Origin of the sequence: Paraburkholderia sp. BCC1886, from assembly GCF_900996245.1 — a bacterium.
Lineage (GTDB): Bacteria > Pseudomonadota > Gammaproteobacteria > Burkholderiales > Burkholderiaceae > Paraburkholderia.
In genome coordinates this window covers 34,032-57,049 of the sequence record NZ_CAAJGK010000129.1, presented here as the reverse complement: position 1 = coordinate 57,049, position 23,018 = coordinate 34,032, and the positions used below count along the sequence as shown (strand labels likewise).

Sequence of the window (23,018 nt, the reverse complement as noted above, 5' to 3'; positions counted from 1 at the left end):
TCCTCCCCTGCTGCCCGCCGCGATTCCTGTTTCCAGTCCATCGCATAGCCCACACAACGCTTCCCGTTGCTGCACGACATTCGTGCGGCTCGATGCTGCGCGCTCAATTCAGAACAGAAGGAAAAAAATGAAGAAGACTCTCCTCGCCACCGCCCTCCTCGGAACCGTCACGCTCAACGCGCATGCACAAAGCAGCGTCACGTTGTATGGCCTGATCGACGCCGGTATCAGCTACGTGAACAACGCGCGCGCCGGCACGAGCCATGAAGATCTCGTCAAGTACGACGACGGCGTGGCGTCCGGCAGCCGTTGGGGTCTGCGCGGCACGGAAGATCTGGGCGGCGGTCTGAAGGCGCTGTTCGTGCTCGAAAACGGCTTCAACAGCGGCAACGGCACGCTCGGTCAGGGCGGCGCGCTGTTCGGCCGTCAGGCCTTCGTCGGTCTGTCGCAGAACAACGTCGGGTCGGTTACCTTCGGTCGTCAGTACTCGTTTTCGACTGACTATCTGGGCGGCACGTATTCGACCGGTAGCCAGACCGTGGCCGGCAACTACGCCTACCACATCAACGACGTCGACCAGTTGACGTCGAGTCGCATCAACAACTCGGTCAAGTTCAGCAGCGCGAATTTCTCGGGCTTGACGTTCGGCGCGTTGTACGGCTTCTCGAACCAGGCCGGCGCGTTCGCCGGTGCGCCGGCTACCGGCACGACCGCCGCACCGGTTGCAGGTTCGTCGCGCACGTACAGCTTCGGCGTGAACTATGCGAACGGCCCGATCGGGGTGGGCGCCGCATACACGGACATCCGCTATCCGAGCCAGTCCACGCCGGCTTTCTCGACCACCATTGCCAACGTGTCGGCGGGTACCGTGCGCGGTCTGCGGACCTACGGCGTCGGCGGCCGCTATGCGATCGGCGCGGCCACGCTGTGGGCCCTGTACACCAACACGCGTTTCGAAACGCTGACCGGTTCGGCGACCACGTTCACCGCGTACGACGCAGGCGTGAAGTACGCGTTCACCGCGGCGCTGACCGTCGGTGCAGGTTACACGTACATGCATCTGGGCGACGCCGCCAAGGGTCACTGGAATCAGGGCGATCTGAGCGTGGACTATGCGTTGAGCAAGCGAACCGATGTCTACGCGCTCGGTATCTACCAGATCGCGTCGGGTCGCAACGGGACTCAGGACGTGCAGGCGCAGATCGGTTCGAGCACCAGCTTCTTCGGTCCGTCCGGTGCGGGCGCGGATAGCCAGCTGGCGTTCCGCGTGGGCGTGCGTCACCGGTTCTGAGCGACGGGTCGTCACCCGTACCGTGTCGACGATGGCGCTACCTCGAGGAACCGCCATCGTCGTTCGTCTTTCGCTTTATAAACTGCCCGGCCGCGGATCGCTCACGAAGCCGTTCCGGTTGGGCATCACGACACGCGGCAGCGACGCCGCATCGAGCCGCGTATCGGCCGGCACGATGCCGTTGCGGTTGAGCAGAAACGCGCTGACCGCATAGACCTCGTCGGCGGACAGCGACTGCGGCGCGTTATACGGCATCGCCCTGCGGATGTAATCGAACAGCGTCGTCGCGTACGGCCAGTAGCTGCCCACCGTGCGCTTCGGCTTGGCGCTCGCAAGCGACCCCAGACCGCCGACCAGCGGATCGCCGAGACCGCCTTGCCCCTCTGCGCCATGACAGGCCGCGCATTTTTCGGCGAACACGTGCGCGCCGGTAGCGACATCGCCGCTGCCTGCGGGCAGGCCGCGCCCATCCGGTCCGATGTCGATGTTCCACGCCGCGAGATCCTGCTCGGTGACGGGCGTGCCGATGTCGTGGCCGCTTGCGCCCGCTTGCGGCTCGCCGGGTGCGATCGACGAACAGGCGGCCAATGCGATCAGCGACAACAACGCCACCAGCATCGCTCGCCACACCCCACGGTTGTACCGGCGCTCACGCATTGAGCACCTCGCCGCTCGCCTCGACGCGCCATGACTGAATCGCGTTGTAGTGGTACTGCGAGTTCAGCCCGCGCGCGGCGACCAGCTCGGCGCGCGTCGGTTGCAGATAACCGGTCGAATCGGTCGCGCGCGACAGAATCGCCGCCGTGCCGCCGTCCCAATACCAGTCCGCCTGAAAAGCCGTGAGCGCGCGATCGCGCACCGTGCCGTCGAGCCGCGCGTCTCGCCAGGTCGCACCGCCGTCGGTGGACACCTCGACCTTGCGAATCGTGCCGCGCCCCGACCAGGCGAGACCGGTGATCGGGTAATAGCCGTGAGTCGTCAGCCGATGTCCCGGCGAAGGCCGCGTGATCACCGACTTCGCATCCATCTCGAACACGAACTGACGGGCGCAGCCGTTGCCGAGCAGGCTGGTGTACTTCGAGGTCTCTTCGCGCGTTTCGAGCGGCGCGTCGACCACTTTCAGCCGACGCAGCCATTTGACGTTCGTATTGCCCTCGAAGCCGGGCACGATCAGTCGCAGTGGATAACCGTTTTCGGGCCGCAGACGTTCGCCGTTCTGCGCGTACACGACCAGCGCGCGATCGAGTATCCGGTCGAGCGGCAGACTGCGCGTCATGGCCGCGGCATCCGCGCCTTCCGCGAGCATCCAGCCGCGGGGCGCGCCGGGCGCCGACGACAGTCCGCCCACTTCTTCCAGCAACGTCGACAGCCGCACGCCGGTCCATTCGCAACACGACAGCAAGCCATGCGTGAGTTGCACCGGCAAGCCGCTCGGGCCGTTCCACTCACTGCCGGTGTTGCCCGAGCATTCGAGAAAATGGATCCGCGATTCGGAGGGCAGGCGCACCAGGTCGTCCATCGTGAAGACCTTGGGCGTGCGCACGAGACCATGAATCGCGAGGCGGTGCTGCGCGGGATCGATGTCCGGCACGCCGTTGTGATGGCGCTCGTAGACCAGACCGTTCGGTGTGAGCGTGCCGTACAGATCGGCGAGCGGCGTCAGCGACGACGCCGCGCCGGGCAGCGGCCAAACGCGGGCGGCGCGCCGCACTACCTGGGCCTCGTGCGGCGACGGCAACCCGTAAGGATGGTCGAGAACCGGCGCGCCGGGCACGCGGCTTCCGGGTGCTATCTCTAGCGGCTTGAGCAGTTCGGATGCGGCGGCGCCCGCGGCTTGTGAGGCGACGAAACCGCCGGCCGCGAGGCGTCCGAGCAGACGCCGCCGGCCACGCGACGGCACGCGCTCGGGCGTTGGCTTGGGAAAATTCGGCATGGCTGGGCGTGTCGTGGGCAAGCTGACTATCGTAGCCACAGCTGGGGCCGCGCCCAACCGATGAATCGTCATATCGATTGCAGAAAGAACGGAGGAGCCCTAGCCCCAACCGCCCTTCGCCAGCCGCCATTTATCGGCTAATGACCGCTAGAATGGCCGGCTTTGCCCGGCGCCCGCGCGCCACAGGGCAAAATACGGGTTTTGCGCAGGCCGCGCCGCGCGGCCCGCCGCGTGCTGCAGGCAGGACAGCTCGTCCTTAACAGAGCCACTCAGGAGCATTGATGACCGATTCGAATCCCTCTTTCCTCGGCAGGATTTCGCTTGCCGTAGGCACTTTTTTCCGCATTCTCGGCGATGCCGAATTCGCCGGCAGCGTGCTGCGTCTGCGTGATGGCACGGCCGCCACCGCATCTGCCGCCAGCGCCGCCCCAGCCGCGAAGCCGGCCCCAGCGCCCGCTGCGGCCCCGACACCCGCCCCCGTCCTGAAAGAAGCCACCCCCGACGCCGCACTGCAACTGCTCGGCCTGCTGCAACGCGACGCCCGTCTGATCGATTTCGTCGAGGAAGACATCCAGCGCTTCAGTGACGCCGACATCGGCGCCGCCGCCCGCCTGGTTCACGAAGGCTGCCGCACGGCAATCCGCGAACATTTCACGCTGCATCCGGTTCGCAGCGAAACCGAGGGCAGCCGCATCACGCTCGCCGAAGGTTTCGACGCAGGCGCGGTGCGCCTGACCGGTAACGTGGTCGGCCGCGCGCCGTTCACCGGCACGCTCAGCCATCGCGGCTGGCGGGTCGACGACGTGCGCCTGCCACGCGTGAGCGAAAGCCACGATCTGAAGATCATCGCCCCCGCCGAGGTGGAACTGTGAGCGGCGCCCGCTATTCCATCGGCATCGATCTGGGCACGACCCACTGCGCACTGTCCTACGTCGACACCCACGCCAGCGACGGCGAGAAAACCAGCCAGAGCGTGCTGCCGATCGCGCAACTCAGCGGCCCCGGCGCAATCGACAATCTCGATCTGCTGCCTTCGTTCCTGTACCTGCCGCATCCGGACGAACTCGCGTCCGGCGACCTGTATCTGCCGTGGACGGGTCAACGCGAATTCGCGGTCGGCGAGTTCGCCCGCAGCCGTGGCGCGGCGACGCCGATCCGCCTCGTGTCCAGCGCGAAAAGCTGGCTGTGTCACCCGGGCGTCGACCGCCGCGCGGCGATTCTGCCCAACGACGCGCCGCCGGAAGTCGCGCGCGTCTCGCCGCTGGAAAGCTCGGTACGCTATCTGACGCATTTGCGCGAAGCCTGGGACCACGTCCATCCGGACGCGCCGTTCGGCCAGCAGGACATCACGGTGACGATCCCTGCATCGTTCGATCCGGCCGCCCGCGAACTGACGGCCGAAGCCGCCGAAGCCGCCGGCTACGGCCGCATGACGCTGCTCGAAGAGCCGCAAGCCGCGCTGTATAGCTGGATCCAGAAGAGCGGCGGCCAGTGGCGCAAGCAGGTCAAGGTCGGCGACATCATCCTGGTGGTGGACGTGGGCGGCGGCACGACCGACCTCTCGCTGATCGCGGTAATCGAGCGCGACGGCAATCTCGAACTGCATCGCGTCGCGGTCGGCGAACACATTCTGCTCGGCGGCGACAACATGGACCTCGCGCTCGCGCACGTGGTCGCGCGCAAGCTGGCGGCAGCCGGTACCCAGGCCGACGCGTGGCAACTGCGCGCCCTCACCTACGCGTGCCGCTCCGCCAAGGAAACGCTGCTGTCCGACCCGAGCGTCGACACCGTGCCGCTCGTCGTGCCGAGCCGCGGCTCGAAGCTGATCGGCGGATCGATCCGCACCGAACTCACGCGCGCCGAACTCACGCAGATCATTCTCGAAGGCTTCTTCCCGCCGGTCGATAGCGCGGCGCGTCCGGTCAGCCGCGCGCGCGCCGGTCTCACGCAACTCGGTCTGCCGTATGCGCAGGACGCCGGCATCACGCGGCATCTGGCGGCGTTTCTGGGTCGTCAGGTCGGCGCGCTCGCCGAACTCGACGGCCTGCGCGATCTGGCCCAACCGTCCGATGCGAGTTTCCTGCATCCGACCGCGGTGCTGTTCAACGGCGGGGTGTTCAAGTCGGCGTTGCTGGTCGAGCGTCTGATGGGCACCCTCAACCAGTGGCTCGGCGCTGAAAACGCGCCGCCCGCGCGCCTGCTCGAAGGCGCCGATCTCGACCTCGCGGTGGCGCGCGGCGCGGCCTATTACGGCTACGTGCGACGCGGCCAGGGCGTGCGGATTCGCGGCGGCACGGCGCGCGCCTACTACATCGCGATCGAATCGGCGATGCCCGCGGTGCCGGGGCTCGAACCGCCGTTGCAGGCGCTGTGCGTGGCGCCGTTCGGCATGGAAGAAGGTACCGACGCGCCCTTGCCCGCGCAGGAATTCGGGCTCGTGGTCGGTGAACCGGTGCACTTCCGCTTCTTCGGATCGTCGGTACGTCGTCAGGATCAGGTCGGCACGCTGCTCGACTTCTGGGGTCCCGAAGAGCTTCAGGAACTCGAGGAAATTCAGGCGACGCTGCCGGCGGCCGGGCGCACGGCCGGCGACGTGGTGCCGGTCAAACTGCACGCGCGCGTGACCGAGGCGGGCACGCTCGAACTCGAAGCGATCCCGCGCGGCAGCGACGAGCGCTGGAAGGTCGAATTCGACGTGCGCGGCGGCGTCACGGCCGAATGAGATGAAGCGGTACAGCGTCGGTATCGATCTCGGCACCAGCAACACGGTGCTCGCCTACGCCGAGGCGGGCTCGACGCAGATTCACGTGTTCGGGATCGAGCAACTGGTGAGTCCGGGCGAAGTCGCCGCGCGGCCGCTGCTGCCGTCCGCGCGCTATCACGCGGCGCCCGGCGAGTTGAAAGCGGGCGATCTGGCGCTGCCGTGGGCAGCGTCGGCGCCCGCCGCTGCTTCGAGTCGGGACGCCCGACACGATCAACCCGTCGTGATCGGCCGGCTCGCGCGCACACTCGGCGCGCAGGTGCCGGGGCGGCTGGTCGCGAGCGCGAAAAGCTGGCTGTCCCACGCTTCGGTCGATCGCACCGCGTCCATCCTGCCGTGGGGCGCGCCCGACGACGTCCGCAAAGTCTCACCGCTCGAGGCCAGCGCCAGCTACCTCGCGCATGTGCGGGCCGCATGGAATCGGCGGTTCCCCGACGCGCCACTCGAAACGCAAGACCTCGTATTGACCGTTCCCGCCTCGTTCGACGAAGGCGCGCGGGCGCTCACCGTACAGGCGGCGCGTCAGGCAGGCTTGCCCAAACTGCGGCTACTGGAAGAACCGCAGGCCGCGTTCTACGACTGGCTGTTCCAGCAACGCGAGCGGCTTGCCGCCGAACTGGAGCAGACCCGGCTCGTGCTGATCTGCGACGTTGGCGGCGGCACGACCGACCTCACGCTGATCGAAGTGAAACCGGGCGACGCGTCGGCCATGCCGCAATTGACGCGTATTGGCGTGGGCAATCATCTGATGCTGGGCGGCGACAACATGGACCTGGCGCTCGCGCATCGCGTCGAAGCGCGCCTCGCGCCGAGCGGCACGGAGCGCGCGCGGTTGTCGGCGGCCAGCCTCTCGCAACTGGTGGAACGCTGCCGCGCCGCCAAGGAGCTGCTGTTGGGGCCGCAAGCGCCCGATACCGTCCCGATCACCCTGCTCGGCGCCGGTTCGAAGCTGATCGGCGGCGCGCGCACGGTGCAGGTCACGCGAGCGGAAGTCGAGCAGATCATCGTCGACGGATTCTTTCCGGTCGTGGGGTCGCACGAACGGCCCGGGCGGCCACGCGGCGCGCTCGTCGAATTCGGGCTGCCTTACGCCGCCGATGCCGCCGTCACGCGTCATATCGCGGCTTTTCTGAGCCGCTTCGCGGCGCAATCGCGTGCGGCGCTGAATGGCGACGCGCCGGTTTCCGCTGAGTCCGCAGAGTCCGCTGAGTCCGCTGAGTCCTCTGACAAGACCACGCCGCTGCCCCTCCCCATTCCCGACACGCTGCTGCTGAACGGCGGCGTGTTCCGCGCGGACGCGCTCACGCGACGACTCGCCGACACCTTGGGCGGCTGGCGCGGTGCGCCGCTCAACGTGCTGCACAACGACAACCCCGACGTCGCGGTCGCCCGCGGCGCGGTGGCTTACACGCTGGCGCGTGCGGGCAACGCGCCGAAAATCGGCGGCGGCTCGCCGCGCAGCTACTTTCTCGTGCTGGACGAAGGCGCGGCCGACGCCCCGCCACGCGGCATCTGTCTGCTGCCGCGCGGCACCGGGGAAGGCCATGAAATCCTGATCGCCGATCGCACGTTTGCACTGCGTCTCGGGCATCCGGTGCGCTTCCATCTGGTGTCGTCGAGCGCCGACACGCGCTATCTTCCCGGCGAACTCGTCGAACTCGCCGGGGGCGACTTCGTGCGTCTGCCGCCGCTCGCCACCGTCGTCGCCGCGCAGGGTTCGAACGGCACGCGCCACGAAACCGAAGTCCGCATCGCGACCTCGCTCACCGAGGTCGGCACGCTCGACGTGCACTGCATCGAAATCGCGTCCCCCGGGCAACGCTGGCTGCTCGAATTCCAGTTGCGCCGCGACGATGCGCAAGTCGATCTCGCCGCCGCCGATCCGGCCCACGCCCGCCACCCGGCGCTCGATCAGGCGATCGAACAGATCGACCGCAGCTTCGGCGCACGCGCGCAGAAGGTCGATCCGAAAGAAGTGAAACGTCTGCGCGCACAACTCGAACAGTTGCTCGGTCCGCGCGACGGCTGGAACAGCGCGCTGCTGCGCGAACTGTTCGGTGCGCTTTGGGAACGCGTGCGCCGGCGGCGGCGCTCGGCGGATCACGAACGGCTCTGGCTGAACCTGGCGGGCTTTTGCTTGCGGCCGGGCTTCGGCTATCCGCTCGACGAATGGCGCGTCGACCAGGTGTGGTCGCTGTTCGACGACGGCATTCAATACGTCAACGACAGCCAGGTCTGGTCCGAATGGTGGACGCTGTGGCGCCGCGCCGCCGGCGGTCTCGACGAAACCGCGCAACTGCGCGTGCTCGACGCGATGGCGTATCTGCAGGGCGCGGCGCAGACGCGTCTCAAGCTGCCGTTCGACGTCGCGAAAACCGGCTTTACCGATATGGTTCGCCTGAGCGCATCGCTTGAACGCATTCCGGTCGAACGCAAGATCGAACTCGGCGAGTCGGTCCTGACGCGGCTCAAAAAGCCCGCGGAAAACCATCAGAGCTGGTGGGCGGTCGGGCGGATCGGCGCGCGGCGGCCGTTCTACGGCAGCGCGCATAGCGTCGTCCCGCCGGAAGTCGCCGCGCGCTGGCTGGAGGCGATTCTGGCGCTCGACTGGAAAAAGGTCGATCCCGCCGCGTTCGCCGCGGTGCAGATTGCCCGGATGACCGGCGACCGCTCGCGCGATTTGCCCGATGCGTTGCGCGAGAGCGTCGTGCGTCGGCTCGAAACGGCCGGGGCGCCGCACGCGTGGCTCGCGATGGTGCGCGAAACCGTCGAGCTGGACGATGCCGACGAAGGCCGGGTGTTCGGCGAAGCGCTGCCGGTTGGCCTCAAACTGATTGCGCGGTGATTGCGCGTTGATTGCGCGTTGATCTCGCGTTGATCTCGCGTTGATCTCGCGCTGATCTCGCGCTGCTCCCGGTTAGATCGCACGTCGAAGCGTGCAACCCGAACGATCGGACGTCTCGCGCACTGCCATTCGAAGATTCCCTGGCAATCGTGCGGGCGTCGCGAAGTACAATTCACCCGCCGCCCGGACGCCGTGTTTTTCTCCCGCGTCACGGGTCCGCGCTTTCGAGACATCATGCCCACCGTGGCCGCCGCATAGCGCAGCGCGGCCCGACGGTCGGCATCGCCAGCCAACGCCTGCCATGACCGCCACCGCCACTCCGTCTCATCAGCCCCATACCCTGCTCGTCACCGATGTCCGGCAAGTCGATGGCAGCCGCGTCGACGTGTCGATCGTCGACGGCCGCATCGCCGCACTCGGCCCTAACCTGCCGCGCGATGCCGCCACCGCGCTGGAAGACGGCGCAGGCGCGCTGCTGCTGCCCGGTTTCGTCGAAGGTCATACGCATCTGGACAAGACGACGTGGGGCATGCCGTGGTATCGCAACGAGGTCGGCCCGAAACTTACCGACCGTATCGAGAACGAACGCCATTGGCGCGCGCACAGCGGTCATGACGCCGGCGTGCAATCGCTGGCATTGGCGCAAGCGTTCCTGCAGGCCGGCACCACGCGGCTACGCACTCACGTCGATATCGACACCGTTGCCGGTCTGCGTCATCTCGAAGGCGTCCTCGCCACGCGTGAGACGTTGCGCGAGGTGCTCGACATGCAGATCGTCGCGTTTCCGCAGTCGGGCGTGCTCGGCCGTCCCGGCACCGACGCGCTGCTCGGCGAGGCGCTGGAAGCCGGCGCCGATGTGCTCGGCGCGCTCGACCCGGCGTCCATCGACGGCGATCCGGTGCGCTCGCTCGACGTCACGTTCGGACTCGCCGAGCGTTACGGCAAACCGGTCGACATTCATCTGCACGAGCCCGCCGAACTCGGCGCTTTCACGTTAGGTCTGCTGCTCGACCGGGTGGCCGCGCATGGCATGCAGGGGCGCGTGGTCGTCAGTCACGCGTTCTGTCTCGGTGCGCTGCCCGAGCGCGAACGCGACGCGCTGCTCGCGCGGCTCGCCGACTTGCAGGTCGCGCTGCTGACCACGGCGCCGCCTTCGGTGCCCGTGCCCTCGCTCAAGGCTTGTCTCGCGATGGGCGTAACCCTGTTCGGCGGCAACGACGGCGTGCGCGATACGTGGACGCCCTACGGTTCGCCCGACATGCTGGAGCGCGCGATGCTGATCGCGATGCGCAACGGTCTGCGCCGCGACGACGATCTGGCGCTCGCGTTCGACTGCGTCAGCAGCATCGCCGCCCGCGCGTGCGGTTTCGCGGACTACGGCCTGCACGTCGGCGCGCGCGCGGACCTCGTGCTGGTCGCGGCGGACACGCTCGCGCACGCCATCGTCGCGCGGCCGCCGCGCAGGCTGGTGGTGGCCAACGGCAAAGTCGTCGCGCGCCACGGCGCCGCGCCGGCGGTCTGAACAGGTTTCCCCCTTCACATGATCAATCTCTTCCAGGCCATGCAGGCCTTCATCAAGGTCGCCGACGTGGCCAGCTTCGCGCAGGCCGCGGAGCAACTGAACGTGTCGACCTCGGTCGTCACGCGCCATGTGTCGAGCCTCGAAAAACATCTGGGCATCCGGCTGTTTCAGCGCACCACCCGCAAGGTGGTGCTGACCGAAGCCGGTGCGGATTACGCGACCGGCTGCCGCGTGCTGCTCGCCGAACTCGACGAAGTCGAGTCGCGCGCCACCACCACGTCGAAGGAAGTGGCGGGCGAGTTGCGAATCGTCGCGCTCGGCAGCTTTTCGCTGTTCCGCCTGACGCCGCTATTCGCGACCTATCAGGCCGCGTTTCCGCTCGTGAAGCTGCGCGTCACGCTCACCGAGAAGCGTGTTGATCTGCTCGAAGGCGGCTTCGACGTCGGCATCGTCACCGAGCACATGATCCGCTCGGAATCTCTGGTAGCGCGGCGTCTGGTCGATTCGCGCGCGGTGCCGGTGGCCGCCGCCGCGTATCTGGACCACGCCGGTTATCCGCACGTCCCGGCCGATCTGGCCGCGCACCGGCTGATTGCCGCGCCGCTCGATACCAATCCGCAGACGTGGGTGTTCAGCGACCACGAGGGCAACGAAGCGAGCATCGCGCTCGATCCGTCGCTGACGGTGAACAGCATGATCATGCAGAAGCAGGCGGCGCTCGGCGCCATGGGCATTGCGCTGCTGCCGCTCGAAATGGTCACCGACGAATTACGCAGCGGCGCGCTCGTGCAGATTCTCACCGACTATGCGGTGCTCAATGGCGATATTGGCGTGTCGCTGGTTTATCCGAGCCGCGAATTCGTGCCGCGCAAGGTGCGCGAATTCATCGATCTGGCGGTCAGCTATTTTCATTGAGCGGCGGCGGCGGCGGGTTCAATACCGATGCCGATGCTCGCGAGCGCGTCGCACACCAGCGTCGCCAGTTCGGCAGGCCGGGCGAGTTGCGGCACGTGTCCACAGTCGATCGAGCGCACGATCGCGCCAGGCATCAGCGCCTGCATCCTGCGCTGCAGCGGCAGCAACACGGAGCGGTCGCGCAACGCCTCGATATAGATGCGCGGCACGCGGCCGAAGCGTTCGGCACTAAGCGTCGTGACCACCCTGCGGCCGCTTTCCTGCTGCGCGGTAAGTTTGCCGGCGGCGGCGCGCGCGGCGGCCGGCGGGCAATCGTGCAGAAAGATTTCCAGCGCGGCTTCGGGCGGCACGACGGTGTACGCGCGGTCGTCGCTCCATTGCAGATAAGGCGCGATGCCGCTCGCGTTCGGCACCTCGGCGGCGCTGGCCTCGACCAGTTCCGCGTAACCCATGCCGGCAGGCAGCATCATGCCCGCCACGTAGACAATGCACGCAATGCGCTGCGGCAACGCTTCGGCCAGTTGCGAGACCGGCACGCCGGCGCCGCTATGCGCGACCACGACCACCGGGCCATCGAACGTGTCCAGCGCATCGCTCAACGCGTCGACATAGCCGTCGAGCGATGCGGTGAAGCCGGCATCCTTCGACGGATCGGCGCCGTTGCCGGGAAGATCGACCGCCTTCGCGGGCCAGCCCCGCGAAGCCAGTTCCGGTAGCCACGCGTCCCAGGCCCAACTGCCCTGCCACGCGCCGTGGACCAGCAGCATGCCGGCGGCGCGAACCCGCGTGGGCATCATCCGTAGGTTCTCCGGTAGCACGCTTGCAGATGGTCGACCACCGTGATCGGCGGATACTTCGGCGCTTCATCGCCCGTCGTGCAGCCCGGCAGGCAACTGACCACGTAATCGGGACGCCCCGTGAAAAAGAACGGCATCGAGTAGCGCTCGCGGCCCGATGCATTCACTACCCGATGCAGCGTCGAGCGATAACGGTCGTTGGTCCAGCGCGCGATCAGATCGCCGAGATTGACGACGAAGGTGCCCGGCAGCGGCGGCACGTGAATCCAGCTGCCGTCGCTGTCCTGCACCTGCAGACCGCCATTGCCGTCCTGCCACAGCAGCGTGAGGCAACCGAAGTCCGTATGCGCGCCGCAGCCCTTCTGTTCGGGCAAGGCCTGCGCGGGTTGCGGTGGATAGTGCAACAGCCGCAACGTGCCCATGGCTTCGTCGCAGAAGGACTCGAAGTGGTCTTCGGGCAGATCGAGCGACAGCGCAAGCCCGCGCGTGAGGCGCTGGGACAGGGCGAACAACGCGGCGAAATACGCTTCCATTGCCGGGCGGAACGCGCTCTCGTGATCGGGCCACTGATTCGGTCCGCAATTGAAATCGCGCGCCACCACGCGCGGATGATCCAGCGGCAATTCGTTGCCGATGTAGAAACCTTCCTTCAGATCGGGCGGCGTGCCCGCTTCCAGCGTCTGACCGCGCAAAGGTTCATAGCCGCGATTGCAGAACGACTGAGCTTTGTCGAACCGGCGCTTGCCGGCTTCGGGCAGCGCGAAGAAACGCTCGGCTGCGTCACGCGCCGCGTCGATTAGCGCGGCATCGACGCCATGGTGGGAAATATAGAAAAACCCCTTGTCGATGCAGGCGGCGTGCAACGCTGTACCGACTGCCGCGCGTTGCAACGGATCGCCCGACGCGAGTCCCGCGACGTCGATCACGGGCAGGCTGGTTTGCGGTACCGCGCGCGCGGATAGAACTTCGGACATTCCGACTCCTTCGATGGCGTATCGATGGAGTCTAGAGTGCGACGCGCGATCAATAAAGCGCGAAAAAAATGTCGATGGGTGTGCCCGTTCCAGCGCCGAACAGGCGATGGATAAGTGCGACCTCGACGCGCGGCCGGCATGCTGCAATGGCATCGGCAGTTGTCATTCGCCGCTCATTCTTTATCGCACCGGGAGTTCATTCATGACTGAATCGTCAGTGAGCAGTTCGACGTCCGCGGCAAGCGGGCAGATTCGTGCATCGCATCACGAAAGCCAGGCATCGAGGCCTGCGGCGCCGGTTGGCGCGACACCTCGCGAGACCGCTGCGGGCTTCTCGCTGCGGCAAGCGCGTGGTCTTTCCGTGCATAAGACGGCTGCTCCGGCTAAAGCGACACAGGAGGCGGCCACCGACGCGGTGCTGCCGAACGCCAGCGTCGCGGAGTTCGAAGCGCTCAACCAGCGCTACGACACCGCCGCCGGTTATCTGCCCAACAATGCCGAGGGCGACACCCGTAACGCACAAAAAATCGAGGACGGCCTGCAGCAGGATATGACGGGCTATCCCCCGCAAGTGGTCCAGTTCCAGCAACGCACCGCGCATCTGCAAGGCATGCTGGCGAGTCTCCCCGAAAAGCAGCGTCAGTTCTATGCCGGCATTCTCGCGACGCTGAACGTGGCCTACCAGCTGGATACCCACGACGACACACGCTACGCGCTCGGCCAGAAGATGACCGAACTGGAAGATGCCGTACGCGGAGAAGCGACCCGGGTCGGCAACGATCCACTGTCTCGCGCGCTGGCCCAGTTCGAGCCGCCGATGGGAGAAGCCTGGCTGGGTAAGGAAGATCGCGAGAGTCTCGACGAACTCGGCCGGTTGCGTGACGACTTTCTCGATGCACCCGACGCCGATGAACGCGAAGCCGTGTTCCAGGAGGCGAGCGACCTCAAGCGGCAATTGCAGGCCAAAGTCTCGGTGGCGATCATCGAGCATCAGCGAAGCGCGACTGCCCAGTGGAAAGAAGCCAACGGCGAGGTCGACCGCATTCTTAAAGAGGCCGAAGCGCAGACCGATCCGGCCAGACGCTACGAACTGATCGGCCGGCAACTGTTCCAGATCGACCCCGGTCAGGACGCGTTGAAGGACAAAGTCGTGCTGGCCTTCACCCAGCGCATGCAAGATTCCCCGGCGCTGCGCGACAAGCTCGACACGTGGCACGACCAGGTCAGCGGGCCGCTCAACACGTATTCCGTCGGCGCCCCGAAGCGGTACACGGATATCCTCAAGAACCTGCCGCCGGTCAGCAACGACTATGTGCGCGATCTGAGCGACCAGTACAACGCGGTCCTGCAGGACGCCAGCACCAAGGACGAGTCCATTACCCCTTCGGCGCGGGCGATGAGGCTCGCGGGACAGATACTCGAAGTCATCGAGCGTGTGCTGTTGGGGCTGACACCCTTCGCCCCGCTCGCCGACATATTGCCGTCGACGCTGCCGCCCGGTGTGCGGATGGGGCTCGACTACGGCAGCGCTTATCTGGGCATGCTGGCGGGAGAAGGCTGGGGTGCTATCAAGGAGATCAGCCTGACGGGCAAGGCCATATCCAGTGGTTCCCGTGAGGCCGAACTCGGCGACCGGTCGGCCGGGAGCCAGCTCGTTAAAACCGGCGCCCGGGGTCTCGTCGAAAGCAGCGCGACCGAGTCCAGCCTGAGCCATGAAGCAAAGGCGGCCGAGCGGGCGCTGGAACAGAAGACGCTCGACGCGGGCGCGCCGCCCGCCGACCCGGCGCTCGAGGCCGCGCGTGCAAAGATGAGCGGGACGGCTCCCCACCCGGTCGACAGCTACGCGGCCGCCGATGTCCATCGTGAAGACCTCGAGCCCGGCAGCGCGCCGGGTCTTCTTGTCGACGCGAAAGGCGGCAACTATATCGAGCTGGGCGACAAGCTCCTGCCGGTGCGCTTCGACAAGGACAACAACACATGGCGCGTCGTCGACCGCGACAACGCGCTGAGACCGCAGTATCCGGTTCGTCTGAACGAGGCGACCCATCGGTGGGAATTGCATCACGACGTCGGATTGCCCGGCGGCAGAAAAAAACTCGCCGAACCAGTCCGCCAGGAAATCGTCCGCTTGTTGAAGGAAGGCGAACTGTCGTGGCGCAAGATTGCAGACAGGATGGGGACGACCGAGGATCAGGTGCGTACGATTGCGCATAAGGAGAATATCCGTAATCCCGCTGTCCGTACCCTTACGCCCGCCAGCCGGCAGGAAGCCATCAAACTACTGCGGCAACATCAGTTATCGATGTATCAGATCTCGAGAAAGCTGGATATTTCTTACAACACCATCCTCAGGCTGGCAAAGAAGGAAAATATCCCTTCGCGAGTGACTCGCCCCCTCGCGCCGACGCCACAGCAGGAGCAGGAAACGCTCAGGCTGCTCACGCAAGAGAATCAGCCCCGTGAGCAGGTCGCCCGGCAACTCGGCTTGTCGTCGGAATCAGTCCGGACTATCGCGGAAGACAACCGGGTGGCAGAGACACCCGCCGCATCGGTGAGCAATACGCGCATATCGCCGGCAATCAGGCAGCAGATCACCGACCTGTTGCACGAAGGCGCACTTTCGCAGGCGCAAATCGCGTCCCGCGTCGGGGTGTCCCGGTGGACTGTTGGAAGAATGGCCGCCGATACCGGCTATGCCCCTACTTACCCCTCCGGCGTGACGGCCAGCCAGGCCGCCTCAGTCTTCGAACTGTACGATCAGGGCAAGTCGACGAGCGAAATTGCGAATACGCTCGAGCTTCGGCCAGGCAGAGTCAGGCACATTCTGGCCCATTACAACCCGGAGACGAACAAAAAATCCTGGTGGGACACCACGCCTGAAATCCGCAGCAAAGCGATTGCACAACTCGACGCAGGCCACACGCGCAAGCAGGTGGCGCACGATCTCGGCCTGCCGATCGAAACCGTACGCGGCATCGCGAACCAGCAACGGGTTGCCCGGGATAACCTCGCGAAGGAACTGCTCGAAGAGGGGAAAACGCCAGGGGAGGTTGCGAATTCGCTGTCGATCACACCGTCGTACGTCCTGGGCCTGCAACGAGGCGTACCCGAAGGCACTCATGACATCCACCTGCCGCAGACCGACCTGGATACCGCGATGGACATGTTCGGCAAGGGTTACACGCGGCAGGATGTCGCCGATAAACTCGGACTCTCGAGGTGGCACGCCCAGTCGCTGGCCAATCAGTATCGCGCACGGCTGATGGACACCGTGACGCCGCAACAGCTGGACGATGTCGCACGCGCGCTCGCAACGCCGGGCTACACCTTCCGTACCGCCGATCTGGCCTGGGCGACCGGCTTGCCCGAAAGCACGGTTGCCTTCCTCGAACAGGAGTATGCGAACGGTTTTCTCGTGTTGCGCCCTCAGTCGCCTCAGGCGGGCCCATCATGGGCTGCGTCCGCCGCAACGGCCGAACGCTACGAATGGGTGCGGCCGCTAACGCCGGAGCAGCAGGTCCAGGCTTTTCACGAACTGGATACCGGGCATACGCCGCAGGAAATCGGCGCCGAACTCCAGGTGCCCGATGTCGCCGTCGAACAACTGTATGCGCAAGACGACCCGCTGGTCGCGCCGCTCGACGATCCCAGCATCTCCTCGCCCGCAGAGGATTTTGCACAAGCACCGACGACATTCACCGCGCAGGACGAGGCCGAGATCCGTCAGTTGTCACGGGACAGCGGGCTCAGCGCGGCCTTCATTGCCGGCTGGTTCAATACGACCGAAGAGGAAATCAGGAAAGTCTTGAAGCGAGGCGCCGGCGCGCCTCCGGCCTGACACGGGAACCGGCCGGCCTGCCATTGATGGATACCACCGGACCGGTCGGCCGGCATGCTGCAATGACATCAGCAGTGTCGTGTCGCTCATCGAGCCGATCGTTTTCACTGCGCCTTTTCTCTCTCTTCAGGAGTTCAGACACATGACGAGTCCCTCAGTGGGTAGCACGCCCTCCACCATTCCTGCCGATCTGCAACCGGTGCATCCGGAGACGGCGCCCGATACCAACCCGGCCGTCGCATTTCACGGGCCGAAGCGCCATGTCGAAACGTTTTCTCGCGCCCTGCCGCAGCAGGCGCGCTCTGCGCCTGCCGCATCCGGTAGCGCACGGTCCGCTCGAATCAGTACCGCCGCTACGCTGACAAACGGCTCGGGTGCGGCCAACGCGCCGGCCAATGCGCTGGCGCCGCGCCAGGATGCGCCAGCCGGACAGGAGCCGCCCGGCTCGAGCGCGTCCGGCATCCTGCCGGATGTCACGCGGGAAGAGTTCGAGAATCTGGCCCTGCGCTACGACACCGAGGAAGGCTACCTGCAAAGGCGCAGCGGCGCCGACATGCAGAACGCGCAAAAAATCGAAGACGGTCTCGACCAGGAGCTGACCGGCTATCCCGCTCCGGTCATCCAATTCCAGCAAAGACTTGCCCACGTTCAAGGGATGCTGGCCCAGTTACCCGACAGCGAGCGTCAGTTCTATGCCGGCGTGCTTGCGACAATGGGTGCGGCCTATCAGCTCGAAACCAGCCTCGACAAACGGTATGCGATCGGTCAGAAAATGACCTCGCTGGAAAATGCGATTCGCGACGAGTCCACGCGTGTGCTCAACGATCCCGTCGAGCGGGTCTTGAGCCAGTTCAATCCGCCCATGGGCGTCGCGTATCTGAGCAAGGAAGACCGGCAGAACGTCGACCTTCTCGCCCGGTTGCGCGACGACTTCATGGCGGCGCCGGACGCCGGCGAACGCGAAAAACTCTTCCAGCAGGCAACCGCGGTTCAGGAAAAACTGCAGGACCGTATCTCCGTCGAGATCGGCAAACGTCAGCGCACCGGACGGGCGCAATGGAAAGAAGCCAACGGTGAAGTCGACCGGATCCTGAAAGAAGCACGGGCACAGACCGATCCGGCGAAACGCTATGAACTCATCGGCCGCCAGCTTTATCAGAGCAATCCCGGTTACGACGATTTGAAGGACAAGGTCGTGCTGGCATTCACGCAGCGCATGCGCGACTCGCCGGAACTGCGCGACCTGCTCGACACCTGGCATAGCCAGGTGAGCGGACCGCTGAACGCCCATTCGGTGGGTGCCGCGAAGCGATACACCGACATCCTGAAACAGCTGCCGCCGGTGAGCGGAGATTATGTCCGCGATCTCAGCGACCGGTATAACGCCGTGCTTCACGATACGAGCGACAAGAACTATTCGATCCAGCCCTCGGTGCGCGCGGCGAAGCTGGCCGCACAGATCATGGAGGGCATCGAACGCGTGCTCCTCGGCCTCACGCCGCTCGCGCCGCTCGCCGACGCGCTGCCCTCGACGCTCCCTGACAACGTACGGATGGGCCTCGACTACGGCTCGGCCTATCTCGGCCTGCTGAGCGGCGAAGCGTGGGGAGCATTGAAGGAAATCAGCATCGCAGGCAGGGCCGCTTCAGCGGCGGGTCGCGATGCCGAGCTGTCCAGTCTGGCAGGCAGACGCACCGGCACGGCGGGCGGCGACCTCATGCGCGCGACGACCGAAGGCGTGATCGACGGAACTCGCATGGAGCAGAGTTTGAGCCAGCAAGCCCGGGCCGCCGAGCGAGCCCTGTTCCAGCAGACCCTCGACAACAACGGCCCGCTCGCCGATCCCAACAGCCTGCTCGCGCACCGGAGCGTGGAGCGCGGTCGTTATGCGTCGTTCGAACCGTATGCCGACGCGAACGTCTCGCGTGGAACCCTGCGCCCGGGCCCCACGCCCGGTATTCTCGTGGATGAGCGCGACGGCCGCTATATCGACCTCGCGGGCAAGCTTTATCACGTGCGTTTCGACAAGGACAACGGCACCTGGCGAGTCTTCATGAAAGACAATCCGCTTAAACCGCAGTATCCGGTCACCTTCGACGCAACGACTCGCCAATGGTCCCCGCATGACGATGTCGGACTCGCCGGTGGCGCGCCGAAAATGAAACCCGAAGTGCGGCAGGAAATCATCCGGCTGTTGAAGGAAGGGGAACTGCCGCGCACTAAAATTGCGGAAAAGATGGGTGTATCACCGGCGACGGTACTTAAAATCGCGAAAAGCGAGGGCATCGGACTGGCCGCCGACGCCTCCCTGCGTTCCCTGCCCCTGACGCCTGCTACCCGGGCGACGATCATCAAGCAGATTCAGGACGGGGAACTGTCCTATCGGGAGATCGGGAGGAGACTGGACATCTCGCAAGTGACAGTCAGCAAGATCGCCAAGCAGATCGGCGCGCCCAAGCCTCACGTTCAGCTCTCGCTCATGAACCGCGACGTGCCGGGCATGCTCAAGCTGCTTAGGGAAGGCAAAATGTCATACCAGGAAATCGCCAATCAATTCAACGTGTCGCGCGGCTCGGTCGCCCGTCTTGCTAAAAAACACGACATCACTCTGCCTGCGGCGATTTCGTTGCGAAATCTGAAAGTTACGCCGGAGATCGAGCAGCAAATCACGCAACTCTTACGCGAAGGAACCCTCACGCAACGCGAGATTGCCGCGAAATTCAATGTATCCGATACGACCGTGTACAACCTCGCGACCCGCAAAGGCATAGCCCCACCCAAACCGCAGGGCGTCACGCCCGAGTTGGTGAGCCAGGTTTTCTCCCTCAAGAATGAAGGAAAAACCAACGCAGAGATAGCGGATACCCTCAAGCTCACCGAGCGCAAGGTTCAGAAAATCTACGCCCACTACAACTCCCAGACCGCCAAAAAAACCTGGTGGGACACGTCGCCCGAAAATCGCACTACCGCGATCGCCATGCTCGACGCGGGCAAAGGCCCGAGCGAGGTCGCGCGCACGCTGAAGATTCCGGTGAATACCGTGGAGGGGATCGCCAACCAGCATCGCGCAGCAAGAGACACATTGATTCGCGAGCTTCTGGCGCAAGGACAGCCGCCCGACACGGTCGCCGAAACTTTGGGCGTCAGCCGCAGCTATGTCATGCAGCAGACGCGCGGTGAGGTGGCCAGCACTCACGACCTTCACTTCACGGTAAAAGAACGCGACGCGGTTATGGATATGTTCGCAAAGGGCTACAGCAAGGAAGACGTGGCGCACCGTGCGGGCATTTCGCCCTGGAAGGTCCAGAGCCTCGCCAATGAATTCCGCACGCAGACCATGGGCACCGTTTCGCAGCAGCAATTGAACGATGTCGCGGGTGCGCTGAATAACCAGGACTACACCTTTACGACAGTCGATCTGGCCAAGGCGACGGGTTTGCCGGAAAGCACCATCGCGCTGATGGAACACGAATATGCGGAAGGCTTCGTGATCAGGCGTCCGCAGTCGCCGCAAGCGGGCCCGTCGTGGGCCCAGCCGGCGACGCCGCCCGATCGGTACGAATGGGTTCGACCGCTCTCGCCGGCCCAGCAGATCGAGGCGATTCGCGAAGTGGACGACGGCAGGAGTCTGAAAGAAGTGGCCGAGCAACTCCAGCAACCCTATGCCGCCGTCGAGCGCCTGTACGAGGCCGACGATGTGCCGCTCGTGGCGCCTTACGACGATGCCGAAGGCATATCGATCGCCGATCACGTGGCGCCGTCGCCGAGCGCCTTCAGTGCAGACGATCAGGCGGAAATCCGGAAACTCGCGGAGAGCAGCGGACTGAGCCCAGGCTTCATTGCGACGTTGTTCAATACGACTGAGGCCGAGATCCGCAAGATACTCGGTTGACTCGACTGATGCGTGAGCGGCGCCGCGTTAGGTCCGCGTTAGGTCCGCGTTAGGTCCGCGTCGGGACCGCTTCGGGGCCGCTCACGCTACTGCCCGTTGCTCAGGGCCGCTCGCCGCGCGCCAGTCGTGCTTCGATCTCGTGCACGACCGGCATCAGGTCGGCCACGCTGTCGATCACGTAATGCGCACCGGCCGCTTTGAGCTTCTCGATCGCGGCCTTGCGTCGCCATGCGAATTCATCGGGCGCCAGCGCCTTGACGTCGGCTTCCGCCATGCCGAACGCGTTGCCGCTCACCGACACGCCGACTGTCCACGTACCGCCGTTGATGCCCTCTTCGATACCGACTTCGGTGTCGTCGACCTTGATCGCGTCGCGCGCGAGCCAGACACCGAGTTGCGGCAAGGTCTTGTAGATCATGTACGGCGACGGGCGCCCTTCCGGCGTGTCGCCGGTGCAGACGATGCTGTCCGGCGAAAAGCCCTGCGCCGCCGCGCCCGGCACGATCTCCGCCATGATCTCGCGGGTGTAGCCCGTCGTCGTGCCGATGCGGATGTCGTCGTGACGCAGCGCGCTCGCGACCTGCGCAACGCCCGGAATGACCGAGCTATAGCTCGCAGCCACCGCGATGTTCTTCGGGACGAAGACGTCGTAGACGGCGTCGATATCGGCGTCGCCCGGTGCATGACCGTACTTGTCGGCCCAGGCCTGCGCGACGCGCGGCAAAGCCATCAGCGCAGCGATGTGCGGCCGTTTGGCCATCCCCATCGGACCGCGCGCTTCGTCGATCGTGATCGACACGCCGAACTGCTCGAAGGTTTCCACGAAAGCGCCCATCGGCGCGAGCGAACCGTAGTCGACCACGGTGCCGGCCCAATCGAAAATGACTGCCTTGACGTGTTTCATCTGCATGACTCCTCGCGAATTCAAGAACGCGCGCGCGGCGCGGCGTGGTCCACGCCCATCGCCTGCAACGATGCGGCGCAGGCGTCGACGACGCGGCGCATGACCTGCGCATCGACCTGACCGATGCAGCCGATGCGGAAGCTCTCCGCCACCGTCAGCTTGCCCGGATAGATGATGAAACCCTTCTGTTTCATCAGTTCGTAAAAGCGATCGAACCGGAACGACGGATGCGCCGGCGAGAAAAACGTCACGATGATCGGCGAGCGCCAGTGTTCGTCGAGAAGCGGCTCGAAGCCGAGCGTCTGCATGCCGGCCACCAGCACGTCGCGATTGTTCGCGTAACGGGCGAGGCGCCCCGGCTGGCCGCCTTCGAGCGCGTGCAAACGCAGCGCTTCGATGAACGCGGCCACCGCGTGCGTCGGCGGCGTGAAACGCCACTGGCCGGTGCGGTTCATCACGTCCCACTGGTCGTACACGTCGAGCGCGAGCGAGTGACTGCGGCCTTTGGCTTCCTGCAACGCGCTTTTTTTCGCGATCACGAAACCGAAACCCGGGACGCCTTCGATACATTTGTTGGCCGACGACACGAACGCTTCGCAGGCGATCCGGCGCACGTCGAGCGGCACCGCGCCGAACGCGCTCATCGAATCGATCAGCAGCTTGCGGCCCTTCTTCGCCGTCGCGGCGGCGATTTCTTCGATGGGGTTGAGGATGCCCGAGCTGGTTTCGCAGTGCACCGCGATCACATGCGTAATGGCGGGGTTCGCGTCGAGCAGTTGTTCCACTTCGGCGCCGCGCGGCGGCAGATAGTCGCCCTTGTCGAGCACCGTGCAGTCGCGGCCGAGGTAGCCGAGGGTGCTGGCGATCCGTTTGCCGTATGCGCCGTTGGCGAGTACCAGCGCATGGCCATCGCGTGGAATCAGGCTGCCGAGCATGGCTTCGACGCAGTAGCTGCCGCTGCCTTGCAGCGGGACGCAGTCGTATTCATTCGTGGTGTCGCCCGCAATCGCCAGCAGGCTTTGGCGCAATTGCGCCGTCATCGCGCGGAAGTCGCCGTCCCAGGAGCCCCAGTCGCGCAGCATCGCTTCCTTGGTCGAGAAGGCGGTGGTCAGCGGGCCCGGCGTCAACAGATAAGGCTCGCCTTGAGCCGGCGGTGCGCAGTTCGAGCCGGCAGGCACGCCCGACTCGGCGAGGGTTCGGTCGATCACACTGTTCATGTTCGGAATCTCCGGGCTGGTTGCGATGGCGTTTGCGCCGGGTCATACAGTAACGAACCGCCGTCCATCGGTAAAATCGATATAATCGATGGCGGTATCGTAAAAACTTATCGCAATTTTTTCCCGGCG

14 protein-coding genes are annotated in these 23,018 nt (G+C 65.4%); 8 read left to right on the top strand and 6 right to left on the bottom strand.

Annotation, left to right across the window (positions count from 1 at the left end):
* Positions 1-127: 127 nt before the first annotated feature.
* Entirely contained in the window at positions 128-1,291 is a 1,164-nt protein-coding gene (locus FQ746_RS33520) for a porin (RefSeq protein WP_144114103.1), read from the top strand.
* Between the two features lie 75 nt (positions 1,292-1,366).
* On the opposite strand, the gene FQ746_RS33515 is transcribed toward FQ746_RS33520, so the two are convergent.
* Positions 1,367-1,948 carry a c-type cytochrome gene (locus FQ746_RS33515; protein ID WP_144114102.1) on the bottom strand — a complete coding sequence of 194 codons (582 nt, stop codon included), beginning with the start codon at positions 1,946-1,948 and terminating at the stop codon, positions 1,367-1,369.
* Entirely contained in the window at positions 1,941-3,224 is a 1,284-nt protein-coding gene (gene soxC / locus FQ746_RS33510) for a sulfite dehydrogenase (RefSeq protein ID WP_144114101.1), read from the bottom strand. The genes FQ746_RS33515 and soxC overlap by 8 nt, the downstream gene beginning before the upstream one ends.
* 281 nt (positions 3,225-3,505) lie before the next feature.
* Here soxC and FQ746_RS33505 point away from each other — a divergent pair, with 281 nt between their 5' ends.
* The 5 genes from FQ746_RS33505 (at position 3,506) to FQ746_RS33485 (ending at position 11,267) form a co-directional block, all read left to right on the top strand.
* Positions 3,506-4,096 carry a DUF2760 domain-containing protein gene (locus FQ746_RS33505; protein ID WP_144114100.1) on the top strand — a complete coding sequence of 197 codons (591 nt, stop codon included), beginning with the start codon at positions 3,506-3,508 and terminating at the stop codon, positions 4,094-4,096.
* Positions 4,093-5,946: an Hsp70 family protein gene (locus FQ746_RS33500; protein ID WP_144114099.1), complete on the top strand. Its 1,854-nt coding sequence runs from the start codon at positions 4,093-4,095 to the stop codon at positions 5,944-5,946. Before FQ746_RS33505 ends, FQ746_RS33500 begins: the two co-directional genes overlap by 4 nt.
* Before the next feature lies 1 nt (position 5,947).
* Positions 5,948-8,830 (top strand): Hsp70 family protein, encoded by a 2,883-nt coding sequence (locus FQ746_RS33495; protein WP_144114098.1) that lies wholly within the window; start codon positions 5,948-5,950, stop codon positions 8,828-8,830.
* 301 nt (positions 8,831-9,131) lie between these two features.
* A complete protein-coding gene (locus FQ746_RS33490) occupies positions 9,132-10,352 on the top strand; it encodes an amidohydrolase family protein (RefSeq protein ID WP_144114097.1) in 1,221 nt (406 codons plus the stop codon).
* 18 nt (positions 10,353-10,370) lie between these two features.
* Positions 10,371-11,267 (top strand): LysR family transcriptional regulator, encoded by an 897-nt coding sequence (locus FQ746_RS33485; RefSeq protein ID WP_144114096.1) that lies wholly within the window; start codon positions 10,371-10,373, stop codon positions 11,265-11,267.
* Here the strand turns inward: FQ746_RS33485 and FQ746_RS33480 are convergent.
* Positions 11,261-12,064: an alpha/beta fold hydrolase gene (locus tag FQ746_RS33480; RefSeq protein WP_144114095.1), complete on the bottom strand. Its 804-nt coding sequence runs from the start codon at positions 12,062-12,064 to the stop codon at positions 11,261-11,263. The genes FQ746_RS33485 and FQ746_RS33480 overlap by 7 nt on opposite strands.
* Positions 12,061-13,038 carry an isopenicillin N synthase family dioxygenase gene (locus FQ746_RS33475; RefSeq protein WP_144114094.1) on the bottom strand — a complete coding sequence of 326 codons (978 nt, stop codon included), beginning with the start codon at positions 13,036-13,038 and terminating at the stop codon, positions 12,061-12,063. The genes FQ746_RS33480 and FQ746_RS33475 overlap by 4 nt, the downstream gene beginning before the upstream one ends.
* A gap of 202 nt (positions 13,039-13,240) precedes the next feature.
* Here FQ746_RS33475 and FQ746_RS33470 point away from each other — a divergent pair, with 202 nt between their 5' ends.
* Together FQ746_RS33470 and FQ746_RS33465 are read left to right on the top strand one after the other, a co-directional pair.
* The gene (locus tag FQ746_RS33470) at positions 13,241-16,876 is read left to right on the top strand and encodes a helix-turn-helix domain-containing protein (RefSeq protein ID WP_144114093.1); all 3,636 of its coding nucleotides are present in this window, start codon (positions 13,241-13,243) and stop codon (positions 16,874-16,876) included.
* Between the two features lie 142 nt (positions 16,877-17,018).
* On the top strand, positions 17,019-20,768 hold the full coding sequence (locus FQ746_RS33465; RefSeq protein WP_144114092.1) for a helix-turn-helix domain-containing protein: 3,750 nt from the start codon (positions 17,019-17,021) through the stop codon (positions 20,766-20,768).
* 100 nt (positions 20,769-20,868) lie between these two features.
* Here FQ746_RS33465 and phnX read toward each other — a convergent pair whose 3' ends face one another.
* Both phnX and FQ746_RS33455 read right to left on the bottom strand, forming a co-directional pair.
* A complete protein-coding gene (phnX, locus tag FQ746_RS33460) occupies positions 20,869-21,672 on the bottom strand; it encodes a phosphonoacetaldehyde hydrolase (protein WP_144114091.1) in 804 nt (267 codons plus the stop codon).
* A 20-nt stretch (positions 21,673-21,692) separates the two neighbouring features.
* Positions 21,693-22,889 carry a 2-aminoethylphosphonate--pyruvate transaminase gene (locus FQ746_RS33455; RefSeq protein ID WP_144114090.1) on the bottom strand — a complete coding sequence of 399 codons (1,197 nt, stop codon included), beginning with the start codon at positions 22,887-22,889 and terminating at the stop codon, positions 21,693-21,695.
* Positions 22,890-23,018: the final 129 nt, after the last annotated feature.

Excerpts from the sequence above, each read along its gene's own strand:
- FQ746_RS33515 (WP_144114102.1), bottom strand. The coding sequence starts at position 1,948 with ATGCGTGAGCGCCGGTACAACCGTGGGGTGTGGCGAGCGATGCTGGTG.
- FQ746_RS33490 (WP_144114097.1), top strand. The coding sequence starts at position 9,132 with ATGACCGCCACCGCCACTCCGTCTCATCAGCCCCATACCCTGCTCGTC.
- FQ746_RS33505 (WP_144114100.1), top strand. The coding sequence starts at position 3,506 with ATGACCGATTCGAATCCCTCTTTCCTCGGCAGGATTTCGCTTGCCGTA.
- FQ746_RS33520 (WP_144114103.1), top strand. The coding sequence starts at position 128 with ATGAAGAAGACTCTCCTCGCCACCGCCCTCCTCGGAACCGTCACGCTC.
- FQ746_RS33470 (WP_144114093.1), top strand. The coding sequence starts at position 13,241 with ATGACTGAATCGTCAGTGAGCAGTTCGACGTCCGCGGCAAGCGGGCAG.
- FQ746_RS33480 (WP_144114095.1), bottom strand. The coding sequence starts at position 12,064 with ATGATGCCCACGCGGGTTCGCGCCGCCGGCATGCTGCTGGTCCACGGC.
- phnX (WP_144114091.1), bottom strand. The coding sequence starts at position 21,672 with ATGAAACACGTCAAGGCAGTCATTTTCGATTGGGCCGGCACCGTGGTC.
- FQ746_RS33475 (WP_144114094.1), bottom strand. The coding sequence starts at position 13,038 with ATGTCCGAAGTTCTATCCGCGCGCGCGGTACCGCAAACCAGCCTGCCC.
- FQ746_RS33465 (WP_144114092.1), top strand. The coding sequence starts at position 17,019 with ATGACGAGTCCCTCAGTGGGTAGCACGCCCTCCACCATTCCTGCCGAT.
- FQ746_RS33495 (WP_144114098.1), top strand. The coding sequence starts at position 5,948 with ATGAAGCGGTACAGCGTCGGTATCGATCTCGGCACCAGCAACACGGTG.
- FQ746_RS33455 (WP_144114090.1), bottom strand. The coding sequence starts at position 22,889 with ATGAACAGTGTGATCGACCGAACCCTCGCCGAGTCGGGCGTGCCTGCC.
- FQ746_RS33485 (WP_144114096.1), top strand. The coding sequence starts at position 10,371 with ATGATCAATCTCTTCCAGGCCATGCAGGCCTTCATCAAGGTCGCCGAC.
- soxC (WP_144114101.1), bottom strand. The coding sequence starts at position 3,224 with ATGCCGAATTTTCCCAAGCCAACGCCCGAGCGCGTGCCGTCGCGTGGC.